This is a genomic window from Bacillus sp. AFS031507 (assembly GCF_002584635.1).
Lineage (GTDB): Bacteria > Bacillota > Bacilli > Bacillales > Cytobacillaceae > Neobacillus.
The window spans coordinates 191,016-217,509 of record NZ_NUOW01000002.1; the positions used below are offsets into that span (position 1 = coordinate 191,016).

Below are 26,494 nucleotides of genomic sequence, written 5' to 3' on the forward strand. Positions count from 1 at the left end.
AAATATCTGTATCCGAAAGCAAAAACTGTCCTCATGAAGTGTTCATGAGGACAGTACCAGTAATTATTTCTCAATTGGTTCAAACCGTTCTACAAATAAGGCAAGTGTCCGAGTCATGACTCCTGTTGCCCCTGCTGGACCTAAATCATATGCCTTGGAAGAGGTTGCCGTCCCTGCGATATCTAAGTGGACCCACGGTGTTCCTTCGGCAAATTCACCGATAAACGCCCCAGCAACAAGCGCATGGCCTTCACTGCCTGGGGAATTATTTAAATCGGCGACTTTACTGTTTCTTACCCGCTCGATCTCCGTTTCAAATAATGGCAGCTGCCACATCTGCTCACCCGCTTCCACCGAAGCTTCTATTACCTGTTCTAATAATTGCTCATGGTTAGTCATTGCTCCAGTAGTATGGAGGCCAAGAGCTGTTATCACCCCACCGGTTAAAGTGGCCACATCTACCAGGTAATCTGCGCCATGTTGCTTGGCATAGGTAACCGCATCAGCTAACACAAGGCGTCCTTCTGCATCTGTATTTAAAACCTCAATGGTTTTACCGCTCATAGAGGTAATGACGTCATCAGGTTTAAAGGCATGACCGTTAATCATATTATCTGTGGATGGAATGACCGCGACCACGTTTTGCTCTGGCTGGGTCTCACCGATGATTTCCATTGCCCCTAGCACTGCAGCTGCTCCGCCCATGTCCGTTTTCATCCCAACAATTCCAGCTTTTGTTTTAATAGAGTAACCGCCTGTATCAAAGGTAATCCCTTTTCCGACGAGGCCGATGACATCTGTCCACTCGTCTTTTCCTTGATATTTCAGGACTATCATTTTTGGCGGCTCTGTGGACCCTTGGTTAACTGCAAGGAAGGCTCCCATACCGAGCTTTTCGACCTCTGCTTTATCTAAGATTTCCACTTCGAAATCATACCTTACAGCAAGGTCTTTGGCATAATTAGCCATATCTGTTGCTGTCAACATATTGCCTGGGAGGTTAACAAGTGTTCTCGCCGAATTCGTTGCTTCTCCAAACGCAAACCCTACAATTAGTGATGCTTCGACTTCATCTTCCTCAAAAGTATCACAATAAATCGTCACATGCTCGAGTTTTTTCTCAGGCATGTTCGATTTTTGTTTATAGCCTTCAAATTGGTAAGTGGAAAGAGAAAGTGCTTCACTCAGCGCATGTGAGGCATCTAAACCATTTACTTCCACTGCTGTAAAGGAATCTAAATAAACAGCGATTTCCTCAAGTTTACTCTTTTGGATTTCCTTAAAAAGCCTGCCAAACGCTTCTTTTAGTTTATCGAAGGTTAAATCCTTTTCTTTCCCTAGACCAACAAACCAAATTCGTTTTGCACCGATTTTTCCAAAGCTATGTACTTTACTGATACTTTTTAACTTGGCCGATAAATCACCCGATTTTACTAGGTTTGTAAGCTGGCCTTCGAACCGCTGATCAAGACTTGTCAATAATCCTGAAAATTTTTCTGGTTTATCAAAAAGACCAATGATTAAACCCTCGTGCTCAGTAGAGAGGTCTATTTCCTTTTTAACATCAAACAAACTACTTCACCTCCATAATATTGTATTTTTATTATAACGAATAAACGTTTATTTCGACTAACTAATTATCTTGAAATTATATTAAAATAAAAAACAGGCCAGCAGCCTGCTTCTATCGTTTCTCTGAGCTAATGTACTGCCCGCGAAAAACTTGCATCGATTTATCTTCATTTAATGATTTAAGTGTTTGCTCTGTCAGTTTCCCATTACCTTTTTCGACGACATAAATATCTAACTTCTTTTTCCCCCATTTATTATAAACATCCTCTACCGTTTCATAATAAAGGTCTAGTTCATTCCCTTTAATAGCCCCGCCTTTATCAGCTACAACTCCATACCCGTATCCAGGGATAAAGAGAATCGTTCCAATCGGAAAAACAGATAAATCTGCTGCGATCGTTGAAAATAAATCACGTTTAACTTTTACTCCTGAGTAGGTAATCCCGTATTCAGGATGACCTTTACTCTTTCCTGTTGATTCTACTCCCGCAGTATAACCAGTGGCTGTAACAGTTAGCTTAGGATATTTTGACCAATCAATTTCGTCTTCTAAGGAACGTGAGGTTCCAGCAACGGTTTCAGTGGTTGAGATAACCGATGCAAATTGCTTAATGAGAAACTCGGCATTTACTCCGGAAATAGATTGGAAGGTCGCTAATATTGCCATCAAGAAAAGACAAACCATCGCAAAACGCCTAGTCCAATTTTTCATTTTATTCATAAAAATTTTCACTCCTCCCAAAATATTCATTCCCAAGCTAGAGGAAATTATTCAAAAAAGGCGGAGGAAAATTTTTAGAACTGATTTTTCTATTCCTTAAATCCTTGTTCCCCAAAAAAGACCCTTACCTAGAGGTAAAAGTCTTAAATCATCTGGTATTCATTTATTAAAAGTCTTAAAACATTTGGTATCCATTTTTTCGTAAAAGCTTGATTGTAAAACCAGCTGCGACTGCACCAGCAAGTCCACTTATTAAGATAAGAATATCTGCAGTTGCTAGCGAAGTAAACCTTTGGCCCAAATCGTTAAAGGCCATTTTACTATTTGTAAAATATTCACTAAATCTTACTTTATCTACAATAAAAATTGCCACAATCGGATAAACTACTGCCATAACCCATGACATTCTTAGAAGCATATTTAAGATAAATCCAATTCCAAAAAATAAAACAAAGAATAATAAAATCGAAATGATTAAGACCACAATGCTCATTTGCATCCGAGATTCCCCCTTATACATCAACATTTAGTGTACTTAATGTCGAAAAGGGAGTCAATATAAACGAATTATTTTTGTAAGGCAATACTTTCCTTACGAAAAAAAAAGCCCCTCGAAAGTTTCGAAGAAGCGGTTATGGCTCGTTTTCCAACCGGTACAGAAAAGGTAAAAAGCCTTATTCTTTTTTCTTGCCTGTTCCATTGCAGCACGTACAGGTTTCTGATCCGCCTAGTACTAGTTGAAAATAGCCTTTTCCAGAGCAATAATCACAGGTTTTTGAATCCAAACTCTTAACTGTCATTGTCCATCATCTCCTTAAAAATTAACTTAATTTTCTGATAATATATCAAGGATTAGCTAAAATGGAAAGGTCAGAATTTGAGCGAATTACCCCAAGAAAACGGATACACGTTATGTATTCTTTCATTTACTAAGTGTTCCTTAAATTTTCTAAAAATTATAAAAATAATTTATAGGCTGTATACCCGAATTGATCCCCAGGATTCAGGTCACTAATACATGGTTTCAAAAAGGAAACATCATTTTTTATCAGGTATTGGAGAATAATCGATGCGTCTTTCTCGAGCAGCAGTTCTTCTGGAGACATAAATCTCGCTTCAAAGAGTTCGTTTTCCTGGTGGATCACCTCACCCTCTTCTATCGGTTCAAGCAGGAAATGGAGTAAATTATCACTGATTTCACCTTTAATAACACCGGTTCTCAATCCCATGAACCCCTTGACCTGACAGTGAATACCGGTTTCTTCCTTGACTTCCCGAATGACTGCTTCATCCGCAGTTTCCCCCATCTCAACAAAGCCTGCTGGCAATGACCATTGTCCTTTTAAACCGCCATATCTTTTCTTCACGACAAGCCATTGTCCATCTTTAGACTTTACCACCCCAGCAACAGCCAACCAAACCTTCCCGCGTTTTTCACGATTGCTCACCCAAACTCCCCCTAACAAAGAATTCATTTGTTCAATCATATCAAAAAGGGACAGATTTCTCTGTCCCTTTCGAACTAAATTTTTTTAAAATACATTAAACTTCCCTTTTTTCAATACAAGACCTGCGCCGCCAATCATGTATAAAGAGCGATTATCGACTACTTTTTTCATGAAGGATGCCTTGGCACCAGTTATTTTTTTGCCAAAAACAACACCGATCGCATCATCTTCACCAAGGGAGCAAACAGTCCCTTTATTGTCAAACGTAAAAGTTTCTAACTCAGCTTTATTGCGAACTAGAGCCGCTATATTACGGGCACAAACTTCGCCTTGCTGCATAGCAATTTGAGCGGTCGGAGGATAAGGACGATTAATTTCCTCATTAATCATGAGGGAGCTGTCACCAATCATGAAGACATCCTCAAAGCCAGGAACACGAAGGTCCGGCTGAACTTTTACCCTGCCTCGCATGGCTTCGAAACCTGATTTTTCAACAATCGAGTTCCCACGAATTCCAGCAGCCCAAACGACGGTACCAGCCTTAATCTCACGCGGTTCCTCATCACCTTTTGCTACAAAAATTCCTTCTTCCGTGCATTCCTTAATCGCAGTTCCAATTAAGAATTCGACACCTTTTCGTTCCAATTGTGAAACGGCGTAATTCACTAATTCTGGGTCAAAACCAGGGAGTACGGTTGGTGCAGCTTCAACACAAATAATTTTTACCTTATGGAAATCCACATCATATTCATGGCATAATTCCGGTATTCTGTTTGTTAATTCACCTAAAAACTCAATTCCTGTAAATCCAGCACCACCAACAACAATAGACAAACGATTGTCGTTCTTCACTTCTTCCATATTGTAGGTGGCAAATTGGTATTCAATATGTTCGCGCAATTGACGTGAAGAATTTACATTAGAGATTCCAAATGCAAATTCTTTTAATCCTTTAATACCAAACGTTTCTGGCTCACCGCCAAGGGCAATAACAAGGTAGTCATAGTTGACTTCACCTTTTTCTAAAATAACCTTTTTTTCTTCTTTGTTTATTTCTACTACTGTATCTTGAACAAAATCCACCTTACTGCGATCAATCACATCACGGATATCATAACGTACACGATCATGATGTAACGTACCTGCAGAGGCTTCATGAAGCCATGTGGTTTCATAATGGTAGTCATTTTTATTCACTAATACAATATCCGCTTCATTAACGCCGATTAATTTTTGTAAGCGAACTGTTGTCATTAGTCCACCATAACCAGCACCGAGAATAACAATTTTAGGCTTTCTCAAAGTGATCACTTCCACCTTTTATTTTTTTTGAATAAACTCTCTTTTTCTTAGCTTCCACTGCTTTAACCATTTTTATTTTTAATAATAGCAAAATGTATGTGATATAATTCACGTATGAGTCTAAAAAAAACGAACTGCTTGGTCTGGATATCGATTTTCGCAGAGATTTATTACGCTAAGAAAGTAAATATTTTTTCCATGATTGTCATAAAAATGTGCTTTTTGTGTCACAAAAATTTAACAATCTATCCTCAATACATCTTATGCTACTTTCACAGGATTATCAAGCAATTTTTATAAATTAATTAACTTTAAAAGATAAGGAATTGCATCTCCTCTTATCTTTTAGTCCTTTTTTGAACTATTGTTTCTGTTGCGAATATTACCTCTATAATGATGTGAGAATTTTTTATTTTATGATATTATAGTGAGTGGAGTTTCTAACTACAAGTTGGGGGGATACGGAGTGCAAGAGAATCAAAAAGTTTATGATATTACAATCATCGGTGGCGGCCCTACCGGTTTATTTACCGCCTTTTACGGAGGAATGAGACAAGCATCCGTGAAAATAATTGAGAGCTTACCACAGCTAGGCGGTCAATTATCAGCGCTTTACCCGGAAAAATATATTTATGATGTGGCAGGTTTTCCAAAAATCCGTGCACAAGAATTGATAAATAACTTAAAAGAACAGATGCGTAAATTCGAACCTACCGTTGCACTTGAGCAATCTGTTGAAAAGTTAGAAAAACAAGAAGATGGTACGTTCAAATTAACAACAAATAAGGAAGTCCATTATTCAAAAACGATTATTATTACCGCTGGAAATGGTGCTTTCCAACCGCGTCGTTTAGAGCTAGAAAGTGCTGCCCAGTATGAACGGAAAAATCTCTACTACTTTATTGAGGATCTAAATCAGTTTGCAGGCCAAAAAGTTGTTGTTTTTGGTGGCGGAGATTCTGCCGTTGACTGGGCACTAATGCTTGAGCCTATTGCTAAGAAAGTATCTATTGTTCACCGCAGGGATAAATTCCGTGCTCATGAACATAGTGTCGAAAACTTGTATAACTCAAAAGTAGATGTGAAGACACCTTATGTTCCTGCCGAACTTATTGGCGATGAAAGTGGAATTAAGCAGGTAGTTCTTGAAACGGTTAATGGTGAAGAGAAAGTAACACTCGATGTGGATGCTGTTATTTGTAACTATGGTTTTGTCTCATCCCTTGGACCAATTAAGGAATGGGGTCTAGAAATCGAAAAGAATTCCATTGTCGTAAATTCGAAAATGGAAACCAACATACCTGGCATTTATGCTGCGGGCGATATTTGCACCTATGACGGAAAAGTGAAATTAATTGCTTGTGGCTTTGGTGAAGCACCAACTGCCGTAAATAATGCAAAAGCCTTCATTGACCCAAAAGCAAAAATCCAGCCTTTACACAGTTCATCAATGTTCAATAAATAGAAAAAAGCGTCCCTTTGCGGACGCTTTTCTTATATATATATTAGCATTCTTCTGGTGTACCTGTTGCCGTAGCCGTTCTAAACGAAGAACCACAGCCGCATGATGCAATGGCATTCGGATTGTCAATCGTAAAGCCGCCGCCCATCATGGATTCTTTAAAATCAATCTTCGTTCCTTGTAAAATAGCAGCACTCTCTTTATCGACCAGCACTTGAATCCCGAATTGTTCAAAGGTGAGATCCTCTTCGTTTACCGTATGCTCAAAGCCCATACCATAAGATAAACCGCTGCAGCCACCGCCTTTTACGCTGACTCGTAACAGTGCACCTTCTTCTTCGTTATGCTTCATCATTTCTTTAATATGGAGTGACGCTGCTTCTGTTAAAATAACCACTTCATTACTCATTGTATATCCCTCCCTAAATGAGGCTTTTATTAAATTATATACACAGATTGTTAACTACTCAACTAATTGAATCCTATTAACTAATATATGGAATAATAAAAAATAAGGGAGCGGCATTGCTCCCTTATTTTATTCATAATGTTGAGCTTAGCGCTTCCGCTTTTCTTAAAACATTGGATTTTCTTCTAGATATTGATAAATGTTATCTACCAACTCATCGGCTGTTTTTCCTGTTACCACTTCGCCATTTACAAGAGCATATAATGTAGTTGCACATTTTCCACAATATCCAAGACATCCATATTCAATAATATCCAAGTTAGGATCTTTTTCTAATTTTTCAAGTGCTTTTTGTGCACCATTAGCAAGATTGCTAATACAAAATTCAATGATGGGTTGAATCATTGCCTTCACCTCTCCACAACTACTTATCCTACTCTATTTCATTTACTTCGTCAATTACCATGTTTACCCTGCTGATGTCAAGAAAATCATGAATAATGTTGTTATTTCGACACATTTTAGATATACTCGTATTTGGTAAAGAAACGAAAGAATTATACTACTTTTTTATATTGCACTCAGCCAATTTATTAATATAAAAACCGGATAATCAAAGGGGAAATAATAATGAAAAACCTTGTAATTTTAGGTGGTGGATACGGTGGGATGAAAGTTTTAAACGAACTTCTTCCCAACCATTTACCAGAGGACGTAACGATTACTCTTGTGGACCGTGTACCCTACCATTGCTTAAAAACGGAGTACTACGCATTAGCCGCAGGCACGATTTCAGACAAAGAAGTCCGTGTTGCTTTTCCGGAACACCCTCGATTAGAAGTTAAATATGGTGAAGTAATCGCCGTTGATACAATGAGCAGAAGAATCGTAATGAAAGATGCAGAACCCGTCGCCTACGATGATTTAATTATCGGTCTTGGCTGTGAGGACAAGTACCATGATGTTCCCGGCGCAGATCAGTACACTTACAGTATACAGAGTATCGAAAAGTCCCGCCTTACTTACTCCGTCTTAAACAATTTGGGACCTGGCTCGGTTGTGGGTATTGTGGGAGCCGGTCTTAGCGGTGTTGAGTTAGCAAGTGAATTAAGTGAAAGCCGTGAAGATCTAAACATCAAATTATTTGATCGGGGAAAACATATTCTTTCCTCTTTCCCAGAACGTTTAAGCAAATATGTTGAAAATTGGTTTGTGAAAAACAATGTTGAAATTATCAACGGTTCCAATATTACCAAGGTAGAAGAAAATGTATTATACAATCACGATCAGCCTATTCATTGCGATGTGATTGTCTGGACGGCAGGGATTCAAGCCAATAAAATCGTCCGCGATATGGACGGGGAAAAAGACGGAATGGGCAGACTAGTCCTTACCCCAATTCATCATTTACCCAATGATGAACATGTTTTTATACTCGGGGATTGTGCAAGTCTCCCCCATGCACCAAGTGCTCAATTAGCAGAGGGACAGGCTGAACAAATTGTTGAAGTCTTAAAGAGACGTTGGAAAGGTGAAGAACCTCCTGCTTCCTTCCCACAAATTAAATTAAAGGGTATCCTTGGCTCCTTGGGTAAAAAGCATGGTTTTGGAATGATGGCAGATCGCGCCATTACAGGACGCGTCGCCCGTATGCTAAAAACCGGTATACTCTGGATGTACAAATATCATAATGGCTAAGAAAAGCGGAAGCGTCCGTTTTGCGGTGTATAGACTGGAGCGCTTCGACTGAGATAAAGGAAACACGGTGAGCGTAAGCGAACCGATGTTGACTTATCGTAGGGAGGAGCGCGAAGTACACTAGCCGCTGGGCGCTGGAGCTAGACAGTACTACAGGTTCAAAGAAATAAATTATGATCCTATAACATGAAGAAGCATTCCAATGTTATGGAATGCTTCTTATTATTAAATTGCTTTATACCCATATTTCTCTAGTTCTGAAAAAATAGTTTTTAGGCGCGGGTTCCCTTCTCCAACGACTTTTTCTTTAATGACAACTACCGGGTAAAACATATCCTCTTCGACCACTTTTTTGGCAAAATCGAGTTGTTCAATCTCCCCAATGGGCTGGTAAATATCAACGTAGGTCATTTTAAAAGGTTGATCCGGAAATTTCCTAGCAATAGCTGCCTCCAGCCATTCAAACGTTTCTTTGGAAGAAGGTAAATTTACACAACTTGGGCATAATTGTTCCGCACCATAAACAACAATTTCTACTTCGTTACTATTCATCATATGATTCCTGCCTTTTTCTTTAAGATTGACTATCTTATTTATACTATACAAACAAAGTAAATGTCTTTAAATGTGTGTTTTCCTAATTTCTGATAATGGATTTTTAACGCCGATGACATTATAATATAAATTATAGGAAGGGAGTCGATTCATTTGGCAGAACAAGAAATTATTGAGCAAGTTCAAGAAGTATTAGATAAATTACGTCCATTTCTTCTTCGCGATGGCGGAGATTGTGAATTAGTAGATGTGGAAGAAGGTATTGTAAAACTTCGCCTGTTAGGTGCATGTGGAAGCTGCCCAAGTTCAACAATCACACTTAAGGCTGGTATTGAAAGAGCTCTTTTAGAAGAAGTTCCTGGTATTGTTGAAGTAGAGCAAGTATTTTAAATAATAAGCCTTAATTAAAAAAGCGATTGCCTTCCGAGGCAATCGCTTTTTTCGTGATACTTGTAATTAAATATTAATAAAGCCATTCCAATAGCGGGAGTTTTAAAGACTTAATGGGCGCATCCGTTAGTTGATAAAAACCAGCCAAAAACCGTTCATATTCGCCAGACTGCCGTAAAATTCTAGTTAACTTCTCCTCCAATACCTTTTTATCCTGTTCCGATGTGGTTATATAATAACTCTCGATGCATTCAAAGTAATGAAGTGGAAAAATTAAGCGCGAATATAATAATCGCCAGGTAAAAGGCGACAATGGAGAAATACTTTGGTACTCTTCAAAAAATCGTTTTAATTCCACATCATAGGTTTGGAAATTGTGAAGGTATCTTTCTCTTGTCCATTCAGCTAGGTCACGGCTGCGATGGTCAAAGACCCAATCGAATGGATTTTTAATCATATAATTATTGAGTGGCCCCCATGTTTTTTGGGTAAAACGTTCATGACAAACAGTGCCGTTATCTGTTTCCAAAGGTTCATCATCGATTTCGGTATCCACTAAATATTGAATAGCATTCTCCGTTAACCCTAGATAATAGGGGAAGGAATCAATAAACATTCGTTGAAACTCGTCTTCAGGTGTTTGAAAAAGCAACCCATTCCAAACCTTTTCCATTTGCTCAAGCCGCTTTTCCCATAATGACTTCCATTGGCCAATCCTGCTGGACCTCTCTATTTGAAAGGTAACCCTTCTCCCACGCTCATGGAATCTAGCCAATTTCCTCCCCAATTTTATTTTTCCCTGCGCTTCTGTTTGTCGATTGGCCAAGACACAATATTTATTTTGTTCCCATGTCGTAATTAGATGACCTTCTTTCGATTGCAAAAAGACGGGGACATTTTGATCGCCATAATTTCTTAAATGCTGCGATATTTTTTCAAGCTCGGCAAGATCCTCTTCTTCCTTGCCAGTTGGTTTGGAGATTAAGTAGAGCCAGCCATTTCCTCTTAACGCATCGTAAGTATCTAATTTTACATATTCATCCACCGTAATGCCATATTGATTTTCCAGCATTTTCTGAAGCATTAAGGTCCCACCTCATTTCTTTCCCTCTTCTTACCTCATGTATATGTATTTAGCTTAAAAAACTTGTTTCTGAATAACGAAGAAAAATGATGGAGAATATAAGGCTTTATCCATGCTCTTTTTTAAGGTGAATTTGCATAAGTTAGAATAATAAAGTATATATTTAGTGAAAATCCATAGAAAAGGTGATCAGAGGAATGGCAGACGACAAAAACGTAAATCTAACCGAAGTAACTGCACGCAGATGGCTGAAAGAAAGAGGCGTTGAAGTACAGGACATCGCTGATTTAGTTTTCTTTTTACAGGAAAAGTATCACGAAAATTTGAAAATGGAAGATTGTTTAGCGAACGTGGAACGCGTTCTTTCAAAACGTGAGGTACAGAACGCAATTTTAACAGGAATACAGCTGGATATACTTGCTGAAAAAGGAATGCTTGAAGAGCCTCTTCAATCCATCATTGGAACAGATGAAAGCCTCTATGGTGTGGATGAAATTCTAGCCTTTTCCATTGTAAATGTATACGGTTCAATCGGTTTTACTAATTACGGTTACATCGATAAGTTAAAGCCAGGGATTTTAGCGCATTTAAATGATAAATCAACGGGAGAGTGCCATACCTTTTTAGATGATATTGTTGGTGCGATTGCAGCGGCCGCATCAAGCAGACTCGCACACCGAGCGGCACGCGAGGAAAAAGAGAAAAAATAGGTTAGAAAAGGATGGGTTGCCCCATCCTTTTTCACATCTCCCATTGATCTAATGAATCAACGGTATAGGTTGGCTTTCGGTCATAGCCGGAAAGCATTTCTTTTGTCGTTACACCCGTATGAACTAATAAGGTATCCATGCCTGCATTCATACCTGCTAAGATATCCGTATCATAGTAATCTCCAACCATCAATGTCTTTTCTTTTGGTGTTCCTAGTACCTTTAAGGCCTGGTCCATTATGATTGCTTCAGGTTTGCCGATAAAAATTGGCTGTGTTTGTGTGGAAACCGTAATAACTGATGTAAGTGAACCATTTCCTGGAAGCAAGCCTCTTTCTGTAGGTATGGCAATATCGCCATTTGTCGAAATGAATGTTGCTCCATTTCGAACGGCCAAACAAGCCACAGCCAATTTTTCATAACTAATCTCCCGATCAATTCCCACTACCACAAAATCGGAATCTTCTCCTCCAAAGTTTAATCCCTTCTCTTCTATGGCTGTCTGAATGCCTTCTTCCCCAATCACATAAACAGAAGCATCATTTTTTCGTTCATAGATATAATTAGCCGTCGCTTGGCTGGTTGTAAAGACCTGCTTCTCTTCCGCGGGAATATCAAACTGGGTCAACTTCTCAGCCACCTGTGCCGGTGTTCTTGATGAGTTGTTCGTCACAAATAAATACGGTATTTGTTGATCGCGAAGTTTTTTCACAAAATCGGAAGCTGCTTCAATTCGCTCTGTCCCTTTGTACATAGTTCCATCTAAATCAATTAAATAGCCTTGATACTTTTTCAAGATTCATCACTCCTAAAATCTATTATGACCATATAAAACAAAAAGACCGCGAAAAACGGTCTAATTATTAGTTCTTAAACGCCGAAACTGGACCTAATTCATTGGTAAGATAATTACGGACATTAGCTGCAAAATTAACCAGTTCATGTAAGTGTTTTGAAAAGACCTCTTGAAGTTCCCGGTGATTAACATCCGTATAAGCTTGGACAAGTATTTTTCGATACTGAATCAGTATTTTTAAAGATTTCCCCGTTTCAGCTAAAATCACCTTTTCATCCATTAAAATATCAATGATGTCATCGTAACTGCCTGGGTCCCGCATAATAAACCCATCAATCATCGAATTTCCGACATCCAAAACCGACTCAATCATCATCTGGTTTAAACGCTCTAGTGCTGCCTTTTCAAGCGGTGTGGACCACTCCTTTTGACTTAAGAAGAGTTGTATTTGTGTTTCTAAATATTTTAAGATTTCCTCAATTTTTTCTCTGTCAACAAAATACATCTTATTTCTACCTCCATTTTTCTATATGCTACATTTTTACAAGCGCTGCTGTACGTGCATAAAAGAATCCTTGCGCTAACTCAGCATTATTTCTCTTCAGCACGGATGCTTCCTCTTCGTTTTCGATGCCTTCTGCGACCACTAGGGATCCCGCTTCTCGTGCGATTAGCATTAAGCCCTGCAACATCGATTCTTTCAGCGAATTTTTATCAATATTTTGAATAACGGAACGATCTATTTTAGTTATATCCGGCATGATTTCACTAATAATACTCAAACTAGAATACCCAGCACCAGTATCTTCCATGGTAATACTAAACCCCATTAAACGCAGGGCTTCGTAGAATAAATTGAGAGAGGATAAAAACGTATGGACGAAAGAGGTAATAAAATCTTTTCCCATTGCATTACATTTTTGACCTTTTTCATATAACGACGGAACATTCAATCATTCCTCTCAGGTGTCAACTTTTGAGAATTCAGATTAATTGTAACATAATTTGACATCGTTCGTGTTTTTCGATTCCTAAAAACTTGTGAAAATTTAGGAAAATTCTTTACTCCCCTACATTCACTTTATTTGTTACTATATAGAAGATGTCGAAAATACGTATTTTTTATTAAGGAGACGGTTAGATGAAAGAACGCTTTTTCTTATACGATGATACAGAAGATACAAAAACAAGATTTGTCAGCTTTGTTGGTGAAAATCAACGCTTTGATTTAGCGATTGTTCAAAGTGACCGCCATTTCGGGAAACATCTGGTTCTGGATATGCAAGGGAGCCGTTTTGCTATCATTGGCTTAGACGATTTGCAAGAAGAAGGCTATCTAGAGTACGCTTTTCAGTTAAATGATGAAGATGCAGAGGAATTAAGGTCCTTTTTAATGGAATTAATTTAATGTGTAGTCATGAATTACACTCCCTTTGAAAATAATAGTAGTAAAAGGGGGCGCAAACATGACAAAGAACGATGATGAAAAATATACGGAACTATCTAATGTTGAAGCACGAAGAAACTTTCTTACCGCAGAAGAATATCCGGAAGGTCCTTATGGTTCTCCAATCCGTGAAAACGAACCGGTTCAAAACAAAAGCACACCTTGGACAGATGGACAACGGCCATACAGCGCCTTTAATTACGAAAATAAAACACTGCATCAAGATCTTCCACGGCAGATGGACGGAGCACATCCAACACATGATGACCCTGAGAAAGATGAACAGCCACCCTATATGGAGACAACGTAAAAGAAGGGCCAGTTTAGCTGACCCTTCTTTTATTTCTTTACTTTTTTCAAGACAAAATATGCACAGCCAAAATTGCAGTATTCATACAGGTATTCACTTAGTGTACTAATTTTTGTATCAAAGGTGGCTTTTTGGTTTTGGTCGTCGAAAAAGCCCTTTAACCGAAGTTGACCATAACCCCAATCGCCAACAACATAATCATACCTTGTTAAAATATCACTAAACCTTGCTTTAAGGGCTTCCTCATTAAAGCCGTTTCTATGTTCTTGGACCATTTCATAAACAGTGTTGTTCATTATAATCATGTTATTTCACCTCTTTTGCCAGCTAATTCCTAATAACCATTATAACCGATTCCCCATCAATTACTAAGAAAAAAAATCCTCTAAATGGCTATTCTAATAAAAGGAGGTGTTGAAATTGAAAAAATTAGTCATAATCTTGGGATTATGTACAATGACAGCTGTTACAGGATGCTCTAAGGATATGGCCAACCGTGATGTGTATGAGGAAAGCGGCAATACCATTAATGTTAACAATAAAAGACATGAGCTATACAATGAAGGGGCTAGCCGCGGTGTCCGTAACGTTAGTAACAATTATGGCTTTGTCCGTCACCAAAAGAGTCCGCTGATGAATGATAATACGGCTAATGACCACTATACAGCCTTAGACCGTGAACAGGTGGCAAACATCATCAGTAAATACAGTACTGAAATCCCCAATGTAAATGATGTCGCTACACTTGTCACAGACCAAGAAGTATTAATTGCATATGATACAGATTCAAAAGATCGCAATTTGACGGCAGACCAAGTCAAGAAAACGGCGATGTCTGTCGTTCCAAGATATTACCATGTCTTTGTTACAGACAATAAAGTACTAATGAGGGATGTAGAAAATCTCGCAAACCTTGACTCCACAAGCCGGAACGCCCGGAATTTGGTTAATGGGCTAATTAAGCAAATGAAAAAATCCCCACAAGGGCAGCGAATGAACGCAAGTGAGGACGAGAATGGACTAACTCCTGACGACAAATAGAAAAGCGGAGGCGCCTTGCACAGGGGCGACAGGCATAAGACGAGCTGGCATGAAGGTTGCTTTTTAACTTTCAGGACGAATTGGCTGCTGGAGATAGACAGTCATATTCCCAAATAAATTAAAGAGTTCAGTCACTTTGACTGAACTCTTTGGTTTTAAGCTTGTTGTGCTTCTTGTTCACCAAGGATTTGCTTGTGTTTTGCTGCAGCATTAACTTGCTCATCTGCATGATAGGATGAGCGGACAAGCGGGCCTGCTTCACAATGGCTAAAGCCTTTACTAATTGCAATTTGTTGTAATTCTTTAAATTCATCAGGGCTATAATATTTCTCAACCTTCAAATGACCTTTTGTCGGCTGTAAATATTGGCCAATCGTCATAATATCGATTTGATTTGCTCTTAAATCATCCATAACTTCGATTATTTCTTCCTTCGTTTCCCCTAAGCCAACCATTAAGCTGGATTTTGTTGGAATATTAGGCTGCATTTCTTTTGCCCGACGAAGAAACTCAAGGGAACGGTCATATTTAGCCCGGGCTCTAACTCTAGGTGTCATCCGTCTAACCGTCTCAATGTTATGGTTTAAGATATCAGGTTTAGCATCCATTAATACACGTAAATTTTCTTCTTTTCCGCCCATATCGGAAGGCAGAACTTCAATACTTGTAAATGGATTTTTCCGGCGAATCGCACGAACCGTTTCCGCAAAAATGGCTGCCCCGCCATCCCTGAGATCATCACGGGCTACCGCTGTTACAACCACATGTTTTAAGTTCATCAATTGAACAGAGTCTGCCACTCTTTCTGGTTCTTGCCAATCAAGCTCTGTAGGTAAACCCGTTTTAACAGCACAAAAGCGGCAGGCACGAGTACAAGTATCCCCAAGAATCATGAAGGTAGCCGTACGTCTTTCTGCCCAGCATTCATGAATGTTAGGACAGCGTGCTTCTTCACAAACTGTGTGCAGATTCTTTTCACGCATCATTTTTTTCAAGCCCGTATAGGACTCGTTTGTATTTAATTTTATTTTTAACCATTCCGGTTTTCTTAGAATTTCTTCTTTCTTACTCACGTTCAGCACACCCCTTGAAACGATATATATGTTTCTATATGTTGTCACTTTAACATACTGAAATAATATCGACAAGCAAATCGGTTTAAATTATCTAGTGCAAACCATCTTGATTCAGCTAAAATCTCGTTTACCATTTATTAACCATAATGAAATGGTTTAGAAAACATAAACTAACCTTGTACATTACTCGGAAGGAGGATTCTTGTGCGGGCTGTTCTAATCATCGGAACCTTTCTTTTATTCTTTACCACTTCATTCACGGTCAGGGAGGCTCAAGCAAAAACAAACGAAACTGATCCATATCAAGAAAGAATGAAGCTTTATAAGAAGGTTGAAACGGTTACCCAAATTCCTTGGTATTACTTAGCGGCTATTGATCAATATGAAAGAAGCATCCGCCAGGTCCGCAGAGACTTACCTAAACCAGATAGCGTAATCGGCATCTATTTTCGTCCAGAAGAATGGGCTGGATTAACCAATCCAAATCCTTTGGAAAAAAACCCCGCAATCATCCAGTTTTTTGATGGAAAAGGTGTGGATGGGGATGGGGATGGAAAAGCGAGTCTTAAAAATGATGAGGACGTCCTTTATACCTTTGCAAATTATCTACTTTCATACGGAATTGATCATGATAATATAAAAATCGGCTTATGGAATTACTATCATCGTGATAAAACCGTTAGTATCATTGCTGGAAAAGCAAAAATATATCGACATTTTGGTCGGATTGATCTAGATGCACAAGTATTCCCAGTACCGATCCGCAGCAATCACAGCTACCGGAGCACCTGGGGATCTGCCCGCGGGTGGGGTGGACGAAGGAGTCATGAAGGTACAGATATTTTTGCTGGCTACGGTGTTCCGGTTCGTGCGACAAACTATGGCATTATTGAAATGAAGGGCTGGAATAAGTTTGGAGGATGGAGAATCGGCATTCGTGATATTAATAATACCTATCATTATTTTGCCCATCTCAGCGGTTTTGCTAAGGATTTAAAGGTCGGCCAAATTGTTGAGCCAGGAATGATTATTGGCGGTGTAGGGAGCTCTGGGTACGGCCCTCCAGGAACCTCAGGAAAATTCCCTCCACATTTACATTACGGGATGTACAAAGACAATGGTGTAACTGAATGGTCTTTTGATCCCTATCCTCATTTAGCTAAGTGGAAGCGGATAGAGCGGATGAATGCTCGAAAAAAATAGGACTGTCCATGGTGGATAGTCCTATTTTTAGTTCCCTGATTTTTTGGAGTCCGACTGTTTATCTGGAAGCTGTATTGATGGAGTTACTCCGCCGCCACTATTGTAGAATTGCGGGACATCTCCTTGTATGAGTGATCCGTCAACCGGAATACTTTGGGTAAGCTTTGTTATTTTAGTAGCAAACGGGGTAATAATCTGGACAGACACTTCGATATGAATAGAAACATCGACCCAAGTATTATTGATTCCCATATCTTTTGTCTCAATTTTAACATCTGGTTCCACTTCGCCAATGGCATGAAACTTTACGGGGATCTTCGGACCAAAATTTCCTAATAAGGAGATATTTGTTGCTTGCCCTAGAGGGACATACCAAATAATTCCGTCATCCTTTTCCGAATTATGCGTTTCAATTTCAACATCAGTTAACTGCTCTAACGAGGCAAGATCACCTTTTTTAGCTGCCTTCAGGTTTTTTTGAATTTGAGCGGTTGTTTCCGCTAAGACCCGGTTTATATAAACTGTATTGAGTTTAACGTTGGAGGCCTTGCCATTTTCACTTGGTAAGATCACAATTACTTCATTGTCTTCACCTGTGTCTGTTGTCCGTTTTGTAATCGCCTTATTAATAACAAGGGAAGCAATATTTCGGGTTTCGGAAGTAGCAATTCTCATTAATGTCGGCTCAATCCCCTTATTCACGAGCCATAAGCCGGTGGCAGTTGAAAATAGAAAAAAGACAAACGTCAATAGCATGACATAACGGAAAGGCAACGGTCCCTTCCTCGGAAGCCGTCTGCGAAACTTCGCCAAAAAAATCACCCCTTCAAGCTATATGTATGCTTTGAAAGGGGGAACTAGCCCTACAAAAAAGCAGAAGTAGCCATTTTTACACCATGTTGATTGGAGCGGAAGGCGCGAAGACTCCTGCGGGAGGACGGGGCAGGGGAGACCCCAGAGGCGCTTAGCGCCGAGGAGGCTCCCTGGACCGCACGCGCCTGGAGCAGAAACCAACAGCCAAGTTTAATAGTGCCAAATATAAAAAAAAGCCCGCATGGAGCAAGCTTTTTAAATCATTTTTAACAAGGCTTCCTTCCCAATCATTCCTTGGTGAATACCTAACGCCTCTGCCTCCCATGTTACCGACTCTAACGGTGCATTTAGGAGCTGTTCAATGGTTCTTACTCCCACAGCACGGCCGGCAATAATCTTGCGGTCCTTTAATTTATCATTTAATAAACCCACATCCAAGGCACCGCACATGATATATCCCTTATCGCTTGATACAGCAAGCAAGGTTGTTTTTGGAAGTAAAACCGAAACTGCCAAAAAGGTATGGCCGTTTATTTCAATTGGTGAAAGATCAATCAACTGGTCCACACTCCTTTCCTCTCTATCACTTTATGACAGGTTATGAAAAAGCGTGTAGCCATTCTATGACTGTATTTGTAACTTCCTTTTTAATAAATCCCTTAGGAATTCTGGCAAGAAATACTTCTTTTCTTTTTGCGAAAGAATGTCTTTGAAAAAGTGGCCAAACGTAAACATATCAGGCAGGGCTAACGAATAATTTCTTTCATAATCGACTTCCGTCCCATTAATAAACATGACGTCTCCATGAAAACTAATTCGGTCAAAGACAAATATCCCTAAAAGAGTTCCTCTGAATCCAAGTCCTTTGATATGCTTATGGATTAAGCCTTCATCTTTTGTCTGCCAATAAACCTCTTCTAATTCTTTTCCAGTTAGTTCAACCACACACGGATTTATTGGATGTGGACAAATCTTCAGCAAATCGTAAACCGTAACATCACCCGATAAAGGCCCTAACAATAGCCCTGCGTTAATCATGGCACAATCAGTGTTACACCATTCTCTTAAAGCCCTGCAAAGCATAAATGAAAACTCCGTTTCATGAAAAAGATCATTAATTAGAGGCTTAGCTAAGGTGGTTACTTTTTGATTTAAATCGGCTTTTCCTCTTGTAAAATATGCATCGATTTGCTCCTGCTCATTTTTAGCTTTCGGCAGATCTTTACTGTCATATAAAATGGCCTTCTTAGCGGTAATCTCTTTTTGTTCATCCACTTTGAGAGTAACGTGGCCAACAAAATATCCATACTTACCTGCCGCCCCAAGGAGAGTCTCCTCCACTAGCTTTCCTTTTTCCAGAAAGTGATGGGTATGTGAACCTAATATGACATCAATATCAGGAAATTCAGCTGCTATGGATTCGTCCACATTAAGACCGAGATGGGAAAGTAAAATGATTACGTCTGATTCTGCTTTTACTTTTCCAATCCATATTTTCAGCTCTTCAATCGGCTCTGTCACCGTCCAGCCCAGTAAACCATATAGATGGGCAAACGGTGCCGTTAAACCGATGACACCCACCCTTGTGCCCTTTTTCGAATGATAAATCTTATATGGCTTTACCCAGCTAGGAAAGCTTCCATCTTGTTGATAAAGGTTCGCTAACAGAACATCAAACTGAGCGTTTTCATAGAGCTCATTTAAGTTGTCATATGGGAGGTTAACCCCTTCATTGTTTCCGATCGTTACCGCGGTATAGTGACTCTCATTTAACAGATCAATATTCCCTTTCCCTCTTGTCGCTTCTGTGAAAGGGTGCCAGCGATCTATAAAATCACCGATATCAAATAGAAGTACATCCTCATCTTTTTGGTGATGCCTATCATGTTTTATTGCTAGGAACTGCTTAATTCGGGGCCAATTTTCTAAGTGACTGTGGACATCGTTTGTATGATAAATATGTATGGTTTCCATCCTAGACCTGCCCAAAAATCCCTTGATAAATTAACCTAATTCCAACAATGACAAGAATGGTTCGTAACATTAATACAATTGTTTTACTCTTAAGCTTTGTGTTTAAAAAGACACCCACCATAGCTCCAATCCAAGCCCCAGGAACCAATGCTAAAGCATAAAGCCAGTCCACATTTCCTAAAGTAATATGTGTAATCGAGCTCAGCAAGGATGTTGGTAAAATCATAAACATCGACGTGGCCGTTGCCACATGTGGTGGAAAGAAAAACACCAAAATCATGGTCGGAACCATTAAGGATCCGCCGCCAACACCAAAAACTCCCGATAAAAAGCCAACTACAAAAGCAATCAGGACTCCTATTATTGGGTTATATCCGTATTCAAAGGTTTTACCTGCATTATCAATAAAAGTGCGGATAATTCCCCGATCTTTCCGATAAGGAATGGGCTTTAATCTGTCCTTCAGTAATAAAATAATCGAAATAAAAATAATAAATAGTCCGAAAAAGATATTGAACGTCTTCATATGTAAGCCTTCAGTTACCCATGCGCCCAGAATACTCCCTGGACCACTTCCGATTAGAAAAATCAGGCCGCTTTTATAATCAACTGTTTTGTGTTTCATATAAGCTAATGTAGATGATAGACCTGTAAAAATCATCGTAAACAGTGATGTCCCTACCGCAACCTGAGGTGTTATATGTCCAAAGGCTGATAGGGTTGATAAATAAAGCAACGAGGGAACAATAATAATTCCGCCGCCTAATCCTATTAGCGAGCCTAACGAACTCGCAATAAGTCCAATCACTACTAGTATAATCCATTCCATGTTTTCTTTCTCCTAACCTCTCGCTGTTTTGTATCCCTTTTATAATAAATCTAGCTGGCGTGGAGCAAGTCCCTGATATTCAATTTGTAAAAGGTTGACCATTTCCTTGGCATTGTCTGCCGCATCTCCGCCAGAGTTGTTGTTAAAAAGGAGATAAACATCTCTTGATTCCTGGACTAATTTTTGAATGGAATCTGCCCAAACTTCTAGCTCCTTTTGGTTATAGCGGTAAAGATAACGGACCTCACGCCAATCCTCTCCGATTCGTTTTTGCCAGCCATGGACATTACGACCGTGAAACCTTACAAGAACCTTATCGGGGGTTGTCGTCTCTAATACAGTTGGGATGGAACCAACTCCAGATTGTGGTTCATCACAAATGCTATGGATCCATTTTTCTTTTATCATAAAATCAAGTGTTTTTTGACGATACTGGGGAGCGAACCACGACTGATGTCTAAATTCTAACGCGCAAGGGTGGTCACCCATCTCATGCTTGCACCATCTTAAGTATTCGACATTTTCGCGAGTACATGTAAACCATGGTGGAAATTGAAAGAGGACCATCGCTAGTTTATTTGTTTCTATGTATGGTTCAAGCGACTCTTTGAAAGCTCTGAACATCGCCTGTTTATTTTCAAACGGAATTTTCCCTCGCATATGTCCGGTCATTCCCTGGTAGGTTTTCACAATAAATTGGAAGCCAGCCGGTGTTTCATTGACCCACTTCTCCGCATTCCTTTTAGGCTGAATCGCATAAAAGGCTGAATCTACTTCTACGATTGGAAAGTGGCCTGCATATGCCTTTAGCTTGTCCCTTGACGAAATTTGGCCTGGATATAAGCTATCATGGTCGCCCCAGCCGGTTACACCGATGTAGATCAAAAAACTCACCTCCAACTATTAATAATAGCATAACCATTTTTCGATATGAGAAAAAGGGTGGAAGATATTTAGGTGCAAACAACAATTTCATGGCAAATGGGGCAGTCGCCTGTAAAGTGGAGCTATTCGCCAGTTGGACACGCTTATCCGCAAGTTGGCGCATCTTATCCGCAAGTTGGACACGCTTATCCACAAGTTGGCGCATCTTATCCGCAAGTTAATGGCGACTTCAGCAAATCCATACGCAAAAACCCGCCTGCCATTGCGGCAAAGCGGGTAAATTTTATAAAAAATATTAACCGATGGATCCTTCCATTTCAAACTTAATGAGACGGTTCATTTCAACGGCGTATTCCATTGGTAATTCTTTTGTAAATGGCTCGATAAAGCCCATAACGATCATTTCTGTAGCTTCCTGTTGAGAAATACCACGGCTCATCAAGTAGAAGAGCTGCTCTTCAGAAACTTTAGAAACCTTTGCTTCATGCTCGAGCGAGATGTTATCGTTTAAGATTTCATTGTATGGGATTGTATCTGATGTCGACTTGTTATCCATTATTAATGTATCACATTCGATATTAGAACGTGCCCCATCTGCCTTACGACCAAAGTGAACTTGGCCGCGGTAGGTTACTTTACCGCCATGCTTAGAAATTGATTTAGAAACGATGGTGGACGATGTATTTGGAGCTAAATGAATCATTTTCGCCCCTGCATCCTGGTGCTGACCTTTACCGGCAATTGCAATCGAAAGCGTCATACCACGAGCGCCTTCGCCTTTTAAAATAACGGCAGGATACTTCATCGTTAATTTTGAACCGATGTTACCATCAATCCATTCCATTGTCGCATTGGCATCACAAACCGCACGCTTTGTTACAAGGTTAAATACGTTATTAGCCCAGTTTTGGATGGTTGTATAACGGCAGTAAGCATCTTTTTTAATAACAATCTCAACAACGGCACTGTGCAGGGAGTTTGTTGTATAGACTGGTGCTGTACAACCCTCAACGTAATGCACGTGTGCGCCTTCATCAACAACGATTAATGTCCGTTCAAATTGACCCATGTTTTCAGAGTTAATACGGAAGTAAGCCTGTAATGGCGTATCTACTTTCACACCAGGTGGCACATAGATAAACGAGCCGCCTGACCATACAGCAGAATTAAGTGCAGAAAACTTGTTATCGGTTGGCGGAATTGTTTTTCCAAAGTGTTCGCGGAAAATATCTTCATTTTCCCTTAAAGCAGAATCTGTATCCTTAAAGACGATCCCTAAGTCTTCTAGTTCTACCTTCATGTTGTGGTAAACGACTTCAGATTCGTACTGAGCGGATACCCCAGCAAGGTACTTTTGTTCAGCTTCTGGAATTCCGAGCTTATCAAAAGTTGCCTTGATTTCTTCTGGCACTTCATCCCATGACTTCTCTGATTTTTCGGATGGTTTTACATAATAAGTAATTTCATCGAAATTTAAAGAAGCCATATCCCCGCCCCATTGTGGCATAGGCATTTTGTAAAAATGCTCAAGCGACTTCAAACGGAAGTCTAACATCCATTGTGGCTCATTCTTCAATTTAGATATTTCTTTTACTATATCAGATGTTAAACCACGTTTTGATCGGAATATGGAAACGTCTTTATCGGCAAATCCATATTTATAATCACCGATTTCCGGCATTTTTTTCGCCATCGTCGTGTTCCTCCATTCTTAGAAAAGCGGAAGCGCCTTAGTTAGGCGCTGGAGCTGGACATTGCCCTCTCCACCCGCGTTTTCTTAATTTTATGCTTGTTCCTCTTCTTTCAAACCTTTTTCCATGGCCTTCCACGCTAATGTGGCACATTTGATGCGGGCTGGAAACTTACAAACACCCTGAAGTGCTTCAATATCACCTAAATCAAGATCGTCATCGTCGTATTCGATCCCCTGCATCATATCAGAAAAGATCTTTGCTAATTTTAAAGCTTCTTCGATTTTTTTCCCCTTAATCGCTTGCGTCATCATCGAAGCAGATGACATTGAAATCGAACAGCCTTCCCCTTCTTGCTTTGCGTCGACCACAATTCCATTCTCCACTTTTAGTGTTAATTGAATACGGTCACCACAGGTAGGGTTATTCATATTAATAGTATGGCTGCCATCCTCTAAAACACCGCGATTACGGGGATTTTTATAATGATCCATAATCACCTGACGGTAAAGTGTATCTAAATTATTAGAAGACATCGCTGAAATACTCCTTTGTTTTAACAAGTCCTTCAACAAGTTTATCTATATCATCTTCCGTATTATACAAGTAGAAACTTGCACGTGCAGTCGCGGAGGCTTTAAGCCATCTCATTAGCGGCTGAGCGCAATGATGTCCGGCACGAACAGCAATACCTTCTGCATCAAGTACCGTTGCTACATCATGGGGATGAACATCACTTAAATTAAAAGTGATTAGCCCTGCCCGCTTCGCTGCATCAAGCGGACCGTAAATATTCATTCCGTCTACAGCAGACATTTTTTCCAAAGCATATGCTGCAAGTTTATGTTCATGTTCGGCAATTTGGTCTAAGCCTACTTCATTTAAAAAGTCGATAGCAGCCCCAAGACCAATGGCGCCTGCAATGATTGGAGTACCGCCTTCAAACTTCCAAGGCAGCTCTTTCCAAGTTGATTCGTACAATTGCACGAAATCAATCATTTCGCCGCCGAATTCGATTGGCTCCATGTTTTCGAGTAGATGTTTTTTTCCATAAAGAACACCAATACCGGTCGGACCGCACATTTTATGTCCTGAAAAAGCTAGAAAATCACAATCTAAATCTTGAACATCAATTTTCATATGCGGAGCACTTTGCGCTCCGTCTACAACCATGATGGCCCCATTCTCGTGTGCAATTTGAGCAATTTCTTTGACCGGATTGATGACGCCAAGTACGTTTGATACTTGCATGACAGATACAACCTTGGTATTTGCTGTAATCGTCGCACGTGCATCATCGAGTAAAATCGTTCCATCTTCTTGAAGTGGAATGTATTTCAACTGTGCTCCAGTCCGTCTGGCCACTTGCTGCCACGGAATGATATTACTATGGTGCTCCATATATGTTATAACGATTTCATCGCCTGCTTTTAAATTCGCTGCCGCATAGCTTGCAGCCACAATATTCAAAGACGTTGTCGTTCCACGGGTAAAAATTACTTCTTGAATGGACTTGGCATTGATGAACTTACGAACCTTTTCCCTTGCACCTTCGTAAGCATCTGTTGCTCTTGTTCCTAGTGTATGCACACCACGATGGACATTGGAATTGATTTCACGATAATACTTTTCAATAGCCTCGATTACTTGGAGCGGCTTTTGAGATGTTGCAGAACTATCCAAGTATACCAATGGCTTCCCATTGACCTCTTGATCTAAGATTGGAAATTGTGCACGAATATCCTGGATATTCATTAGCGTACTTTCCTTTCAATTACCTCAGTTAACTGTTTCTTTACTCCTTCAATTGGAAGTTGATTCACAACCGGTGCAAGGAAACCATGAATAACTAAGCGCTCTGCTTCTTCTTTACGAATTCCTCGGCTCATCAAGTAGTAAAGCTGAACAGGGTCAACACGTCCGACAGAAGCAGCGTGGCCTGCCGTGACATCATCTTCATCAATCAGAAGAATTGGGTTAGCATCACCGCGTGCTTTTTCACTTAGCATAAGTACGCGTGATTCTTGTTCCGCATTTGATTTAGAAGCACCATGTTCTATTTTTCCGATACCATTAAAAATGGAGGTAGCACTGTCCTTCATGACACCATGCTTTAGGATATAACCTTCACTATTTCTTCCAAAGTGTACAACCTTTGTGGTAAAGTTTTGCGTTTGCTCGCCACGCCCAACAACGACTGTTTTTGTATCACCGTAGGAGCCATCACCGATCAAATTAGTTGTGTTATCTGAAATTGTATTTCCTTCATTCATTAAACCTAATGCCCATTCAATTCGTGCATCTCTTCCGACAACACCACGACGATTTACATAGGTTGTGATTCCTTTTGCAAGCGTATCAACTGCGCCAAACTGAACTTTCGCGTTTGTATTTACAATGACTTCCGTCAGGATATTTGCAACAGTAGTTGATACTTCCATCGTCGAAATGTAGTTTTCAACATAGGTTACTTTGCTATTGTCCTCAGCGACGACAATGACATGATTAAACAAGTTCGCCTGATCATTATCATGCACATAAATGGCATGGATTGGTTCAGAGACTTCTACATTTTTTGGAATATATAAGAAAACTCCGCCATTAACTAGTGCAGCATTTAGAGCGGTTAAGCGATGTTCATCGGCATTGATGGCTTGTGTCATATAATACTTTTTCAATAAGTCACCATGTTCTTTAGCAGCTGTAAAAATATCTGTAAAAATAACGCCTTGACTCTTTAGCTCTTCAGATAAAGATAAAAAGGCTGGAGTTTGATTTCGTTGAATATATAAATTATTATTCTCTGCATCCACATCAATCAGTGCTTTTACTTCTTCTGGCAATTCAGCAAGTGAAGTATAGGGAGCACTTTTTACAGTATGTTGTGAGAATTGGGTGAAGTTCCACTTATCAATCTTTGTTTTGTCTGGTCTTGGCATTGGCAGTTGTTCGAACTCAGCTAATGCTTTTAGACGTAGTTCTTCAAACCAAGCAGGCTCGCTCGTTTCTTTTGAAAAGGAGCGAACATTGTCCTTGTCAAATGGTAATTTGGTTTCAGTTGTCATTGTAATCCTCCTA

33 protein-coding genes are annotated in these 26,494 nt (G+C 39.7%); 9 read left to right on the top strand and 24 right to left on the bottom strand.

Annotated features, from left to right (window positions below):
* Nucleotides 1–63 precede the first annotated feature (63 nt).
* The 6 genes from COE25_RS02815 to COE25_RS02835 all read right to left on the bottom strand — a co-directional run bounded on the left by COE25_RS02815 (nt 64) and on the right by COE25_RS02835 (nt 5,043).
* The gene (locus tag COE25_RS02815; RefSeq protein WP_098930829.1) at nt 64–1,572 is read right to left on the bottom strand and encodes a leucyl aminopeptidase; all 1,509 of its coding nucleotides are present in this window, start codon (nt 1,570–1,572) and stop codon (nt 64–66) included.
* A gap of 112 nt (nt 1,573–1,684) precedes the next feature.
* On the bottom strand, nt 1,685–2,293 hold the full coding sequence (locus COE25_RS02820) for a 3D domain-containing protein (RefSeq protein WP_088089469.1): 609 nt from the start codon (nt 2,291–2,293) through the stop codon (nt 1,685–1,687).
* Nucleotides 2,294–2,468: 175 nt separating this feature from the next.
* The gene (locus COE25_RS02825; RefSeq protein WP_088089470.1) at nt 2,469–2,792 is read right to left on the bottom strand and encodes a YuiB family protein; all 324 of its coding nucleotides are present in this window, start codon (nt 2,790–2,792) and stop codon (nt 2,469–2,471) included.
* A 175-nt stretch (nt 2,793–2,967) separates the two neighbouring features.
* Entirely contained in the window at nt 2,968–3,093 is a 126-nt protein-coding gene (locus tag COE25_RS30500) for a YuiA family protein (RefSeq protein WP_168245575.1), read from the bottom strand.
* A 156-nt stretch (nt 3,094–3,249) separates the two neighbouring features.
* Nucleotides 3,250–3,741 carry an NUDIX domain-containing protein gene (locus tag COE25_RS02830; protein WP_257208687.1) on the bottom strand — a complete coding sequence of 164 codons (492 nt, stop codon included), beginning with the start codon at nt 3,739–3,741 and terminating at the stop codon, nt 3,250–3,252.
* 84 nt (nt 3,742–3,825) lie between these two features.
* Nucleotides 3,826–5,043, bottom strand: a complete 1,218-nt coding sequence (locus COE25_RS02835) for an NAD(P)/FAD-dependent oxidoreductase (protein WP_088089471.1) — start codon at nt 5,041–5,043, stop codon at nt 3,826–3,828.
* 466 nt (nt 5,044–5,509) lie between these two features.
* Between COE25_RS02835 and COE25_RS02840 the strand changes: the two genes are divergently transcribed.
* A complete protein-coding gene (locus COE25_RS02840) occupies nt 5,510–6,508 on the top strand; it encodes an NAD(P)/FAD-dependent oxidoreductase (protein ID WP_088089472.1) in 999 nt (332 codons plus the stop codon).
* Nucleotides 6,509–6,548: 40 nt separating this feature from the next.
* Here the strand turns inward: COE25_RS02840 and COE25_RS02845 are convergent, their stop codons facing one another.
* Both COE25_RS02845 and COE25_RS02850 read right to left on the bottom strand, forming a co-directional pair.
* Entirely contained in the window at nt 6,549–6,914 is a 366-nt protein-coding gene (locus COE25_RS02845) for a HesB/IscA family protein (RefSeq protein WP_088089473.1), read from the bottom strand.
* Nucleotides 6,915–7,079: 165 nt separating this feature from the next.
* Nucleotides 7,080–7,319, bottom strand: a complete 240-nt coding sequence (locus COE25_RS02850) for a YuzB family protein (protein ID WP_088089474.1) — start codon at nt 7,317–7,319, stop codon at nt 7,080–7,082.
* Nucleotides 7,320–7,544: 225 nt separating this feature from the next.
* On the opposite strand from COE25_RS02850, the gene COE25_RS02855 reads away from it, so the two are divergent.
* Nucleotides 7,545–8,612: an NAD(P)/FAD-dependent oxidoreductase gene (locus COE25_RS02855; protein ID WP_098930831.1), complete on the top strand. Its 1,068-nt coding sequence runs from the start codon at nt 7,545–7,547 to the stop codon at nt 8,610–8,612.
* 225 nt (nt 8,613–8,837) lie between these two features.
* Here the strand turns inward: COE25_RS02855 and COE25_RS02860 are convergent, their stop codons facing one another.
* The gene (locus COE25_RS02860) at nt 8,838–9,164 is read right to left on the bottom strand and encodes a YuzD family protein (RefSeq protein WP_098930833.1); all 327 of its coding nucleotides are present in this window, start codon (nt 9,162–9,164) and stop codon (nt 8,838–8,840) included.
* Nucleotides 9,165–9,296: 132 nt separating this feature from the next.
* On the opposite strand from COE25_RS02860, the gene COE25_RS02865 reads away from it, so the two are divergent.
* The gene (locus tag COE25_RS02865) at nt 9,297–9,557 is read left to right on the top strand and encodes a NifU family protein (RefSeq protein ID WP_256942591.1); all 261 of its coding nucleotides are present in this window, start codon (nt 9,297–9,299) and stop codon (nt 9,555–9,557) included.
* A 73-nt stretch (nt 9,558–9,630) separates the two neighbouring features.
* On the opposite strand, the gene yutH is transcribed toward COE25_RS02865, so the two are convergent.
* A complete protein-coding gene (gene yutH / locus COE25_RS02870; protein ID WP_088089478.1) occupies nt 9,631–10,641 on the bottom strand; it encodes a spore coat putative kinase YutH in 1,011 nt (336 codons plus the stop codon).
* 197 nt (nt 10,642–10,838) lie between these two features.
* On the opposite strand from yutH, the gene COE25_RS02875 reads away from it, so the two are divergent.
* Complete coding sequence (locus tag COE25_RS02875; RefSeq protein WP_088089479.1) at nt 10,839–11,351, top strand: phosphatidylglycerophosphatase A family protein; 513 nt, start codon at nt 10,839–10,841, stop codon at nt 11,349–11,351.
* 31 nt (nt 11,352–11,382) lie between these two features.
* Here COE25_RS02875 and COE25_RS02880 read toward each other — a convergent pair whose 3' ends face one another.
* The 3 genes from COE25_RS02880 to COE25_RS02890 form a co-directional block, all read right to left on the bottom strand.
* Nucleotides 11,383–12,147, bottom strand: a complete 765-nt coding sequence (locus tag COE25_RS02880; RefSeq protein WP_088089480.1) for a TIGR01457 family HAD-type hydrolase — start codon at nt 12,145–12,147, stop codon at nt 11,383–11,385.
* A 67-nt stretch (nt 12,148–12,214) separates the two neighbouring features.
* The gene (locus COE25_RS02885; protein WP_088089481.1) at nt 12,215–12,652 is read right to left on the bottom strand and encodes a DUF86 domain-containing protein; all 438 of its coding nucleotides are present in this window, start codon (nt 12,650–12,652) and stop codon (nt 12,215–12,217) included.
* Between the two features lie 28 nt (nt 12,653–12,680).
* Nucleotides 12,681–13,100, bottom strand: coding sequence for an EAL domain-containing protein (locus COE25_RS02890; RefSeq protein WP_257208688.1), 420 nt, complete (start codon nt 13,098–13,100; stop codon nt 12,681–12,683).
* A gap of 188 nt (nt 13,101–13,288) precedes the next feature.
* On the opposite strand from COE25_RS02890, the gene COE25_RS02895 reads away from it, so the two are divergent.
* Together COE25_RS02895 and COE25_RS02900 are read left to right on the top strand one after the other, a co-directional pair.
* Nucleotides 13,289–13,555, top strand: coding sequence for a DUF3055 domain-containing protein (locus tag COE25_RS02895; protein WP_088089483.1), 267 nt, complete (start codon nt 13,289–13,291; stop codon nt 13,553–13,555).
* A gap of 58 nt (nt 13,556–13,613) precedes the next feature.
* Nucleotides 13,614–13,904, top strand: a complete 291-nt coding sequence (locus COE25_RS02900; protein ID WP_088089484.1) for a cytosolic protein — start codon at nt 13,614–13,616, stop codon at nt 13,902–13,904.
* 29 nt (nt 13,905–13,933) lie between these two features.
* Here COE25_RS02900 and COE25_RS02905 read toward each other — a convergent pair whose 3' ends face one another.
* Nucleotides 13,934–14,209 carry a YutD family protein gene (locus COE25_RS02905; RefSeq protein WP_066258581.1) on the bottom strand — a complete coding sequence of 92 codons (276 nt, stop codon included), beginning with the start codon at nt 14,207–14,209 and terminating at the stop codon, nt 13,934–13,936.
* A gap of 115 nt (nt 14,210–14,324) precedes the next feature.
* Between COE25_RS02905 and COE25_RS02910 the strand changes: the two genes are divergently transcribed.
* The gene (locus tag COE25_RS02910; protein WP_098930835.1) at nt 14,325–14,945 is read left to right on the top strand and encodes a YhcN/YlaJ family sporulation lipoprotein; all 621 of its coding nucleotides are present in this window, start codon (nt 14,325–14,327) and stop codon (nt 14,943–14,945) included.
* Between the two features lie 155 nt (nt 14,946–15,100).
* Here COE25_RS02910 and lipA read toward each other — a convergent pair whose 3' ends face one another.
* A complete protein-coding gene (gene lipA, locus COE25_RS02915) occupies nt 15,101–16,018 on the bottom strand; it encodes a lipoyl synthase (RefSeq protein WP_088089486.1) in 918 nt (305 codons plus the stop codon).
* A 207-nt stretch (nt 16,019–16,225) separates the two neighbouring features.
* On the opposite strand from lipA, the gene COE25_RS02920 reads away from it, so the two are divergent.
* Nucleotides 16,226–17,224 carry a M23 family metallopeptidase gene (locus COE25_RS02920; protein WP_373605335.1) on the top strand — a complete coding sequence of 333 codons (999 nt, stop codon included), beginning with the start codon at nt 16,226–16,228 and terminating at the stop codon, nt 17,222–17,224.
* Between the two features lie 27 nt (nt 17,225–17,251).
* Here COE25_RS02920 and yunB read toward each other — a convergent pair whose 3' ends face one another.
* The 5 genes from yunB to COE25_RS02945 form a co-directional block, all read right to left on the bottom strand.
* Complete coding sequence (gene yunB, locus COE25_RS02925; RefSeq protein WP_098930837.1) at nt 17,252–18,037, bottom strand: sporulation protein YunB; 786 nt, start codon at nt 18,035–18,037, stop codon at nt 17,252–17,254.
* A gap of 255 nt (nt 18,038–18,292) precedes the next feature.
* Nucleotides 18,293–18,595, bottom strand: a complete 303-nt coding sequence (locus COE25_RS02930; RefSeq protein ID WP_088089488.1) for a YunC family protein — start codon at nt 18,593–18,595, stop codon at nt 18,293–18,295.
* A gap of 63 nt (nt 18,596–18,658) precedes the next feature.
* Complete coding sequence (locus COE25_RS02935; protein ID WP_098930839.1) at nt 18,659–20,011, bottom strand: bifunctional metallophosphatase/5'-nucleotidase; 1,353 nt, start codon at nt 20,009–20,011, stop codon at nt 18,659–18,661.
* A 1-nt stretch (nt 20,012) separates the two neighbouring features.
* Entirely contained in the window at nt 20,013–20,840 is an 828-nt protein-coding gene (locus COE25_RS02940) for a sulfite exporter TauE/SafE family protein (RefSeq protein ID WP_098930841.1), read from the bottom strand.
* A gap of 39 nt (nt 20,841–20,879) precedes the next feature.
* A complete protein-coding gene (locus COE25_RS02945) occupies nt 20,880–21,725 on the bottom strand; it encodes a DUF72 domain-containing protein (protein WP_098930843.1) in 846 nt (281 codons plus the stop codon).
* A 72-nt stretch (nt 21,726–21,797) separates the two neighbouring features.
* Between COE25_RS02945 and COE25_RS02950 the strand changes: the two genes are divergently transcribed.
* On the top strand, nt 21,798–22,052 hold the full coding sequence (locus COE25_RS02950) for a hypothetical protein (RefSeq protein WP_098930845.1): 255 nt from the start codon (nt 21,798–21,800) through the stop codon (nt 22,050–22,052).
* Here COE25_RS02950 and sufB read toward each other — a convergent pair.
* From sufB to sufD, 4 genes are all read right to left on the bottom strand, one after another.
* A complete protein-coding gene (gene sufB / locus COE25_RS02955) occupies nt 22,021–23,418 on the bottom strand; it encodes a Fe-S cluster assembly protein SufB (protein ID WP_088089493.1) in 1,398 nt (465 codons plus the stop codon). The genes COE25_RS02950 and sufB overlap by 32 nt on opposite strands.
* Nucleotides 23,419–23,508: 90 nt before the next feature.
* On the bottom strand, nt 23,509–23,952 hold the full coding sequence (sufU, locus tag COE25_RS02960; RefSeq protein WP_088089494.1) for a Fe-S cluster assembly sulfur transfer protein SufU: 444 nt from the start codon (nt 23,950–23,952) through the stop codon (nt 23,509–23,511).
* Complete coding sequence (locus COE25_RS02965) at nt 23,942–25,171, bottom strand: cysteine desulfurase (RefSeq protein ID WP_098930847.1); 1,230 nt, start codon at nt 25,169–25,171, stop codon at nt 23,942–23,944. The genes sufU and COE25_RS02965 overlap by 11 nt, the downstream gene beginning before the upstream one ends.
* Nucleotides 25,171–26,481 (bottom strand): Fe-S cluster assembly protein SufD, encoded by a 1,311-nt coding sequence (gene sufD / locus COE25_RS02970; protein ID WP_088089496.1) that lies wholly within the window; start codon nt 26,479–26,481, stop codon nt 25,171–25,173. Before sufD ends, COE25_RS02965 begins: the two co-directional genes overlap by 1 nt.
* Between the last annotated feature and the right edge of the window lie 13 nt (nt 26,482–26,494).

Coding starts and splice junctions, on each gene's coding strand:
- COE25_RS30500 (WP_168245575.1), bottom strand. CDS start 3,093: ATGACAGTTAAGAGTTTGGATTCAAAAACCTGTGATTATTGCTCTGGA.
- COE25_RS02965 (WP_098930847.1), bottom strand. CDS start 25,171: ATGAATATCCAGGATATTCGTGCACAATTTCCAATCTTAGATCAAGAG.
- COE25_RS02935 (WP_098930839.1), bottom strand. CDS start 20,011: ATGGAAACCATACATATTTATCATACAAACGATGTCCACAGTCACTTA.
- COE25_RS02850 (WP_088089474.1), bottom strand. CDS start 7,319: ATGATTCAACCCATCATTGAATTTTGTATTAGCAATCTTGCTAATGGT.
- sufU (WP_088089494.1), bottom strand. CDS start 23,952: ATGTCTTCTAATAATTTAGATACACTTTACCGTCAGGTGATTATGGAT.
- COE25_RS02900 (WP_088089484.1), top strand. CDS start 13,614: ATGACAAAGAACGATGATGAAAAATATACGGAACTATCTAATGTTGAA.
- COE25_RS02820 (WP_088089469.1), bottom strand. CDS start 2,293: ATGAATAAAATGAAAAATTGGACTAGGCGTTTTGCGATGGTTTGTCTT.
- COE25_RS02885 (WP_088089481.1), bottom strand. CDS start 12,652: ATGTATTTTGTTGACAGAGAAAAAATTGAGGAAATCTTAAAATATTTA.
- COE25_RS02860 (WP_098930833.1), bottom strand. CDS start 9,164: ATGAATAGTAACGAAGTAGAAATTGTTGTTTATGGTGCGGAACAATTA.
- COE25_RS02845 (WP_088089473.1), bottom strand. CDS start 6,914: ATGAGTAATGAAGTGGTTATTTTAACAGAAGCAGCGTCACTCCATATT.
- yutH (WP_088089478.1), bottom strand. CDS start 10,641: ATGCTTCAGAAAATGCTGGAAAATCAATATGGCATTACGGTGGATGAA.
- sufD (WP_088089496.1), bottom strand. CDS start 26,481: ATGACAACTGAAACCAAATTACCATTTGACAAGGACAATGTTCGCTCC.
- COE25_RS02905 (WP_066258581.1), bottom strand. CDS start 14,209: ATGATTATAATGAACAACACTGTTTATGAAATGGTCCAAGAACATAGA.
- COE25_RS02940 (WP_098930841.1), bottom strand. CDS start 20,840: ATGGAATGGATTATACTAGTAGTGATTGGACTTATTGCGAGTTCGTTA.
- COE25_RS02855 (WP_098930831.1), top strand. CDS start 7,545: ATGAAAAACCTTGTAATTTTAGGTGGTGGATACGGTGGGATGAAAGTT.
- sufB (WP_088089493.1), bottom strand. CDS start 23,418: ATGGCGAAAAAAATGCCGGAAATCGGTGATTATAAATATGGATTTGCC.
- COE25_RS02895 (WP_088089483.1), top strand. CDS start 13,289: ATGAAAGAACGCTTTTTCTTATACGATGATACAGAAGATACAAAAACA.
- COE25_RS02825 (WP_088089470.1), bottom strand. CDS start 2,792: ATGCAAATGAGCATTGTGGTCTTAATCATTTCGATTTTATTATTCTTT.
- COE25_RS02875 (WP_088089479.1), top strand. CDS start 10,839: ATGGCAGACGACAAAAACGTAAATCTAACCGAAGTAACTGCACGCAGA.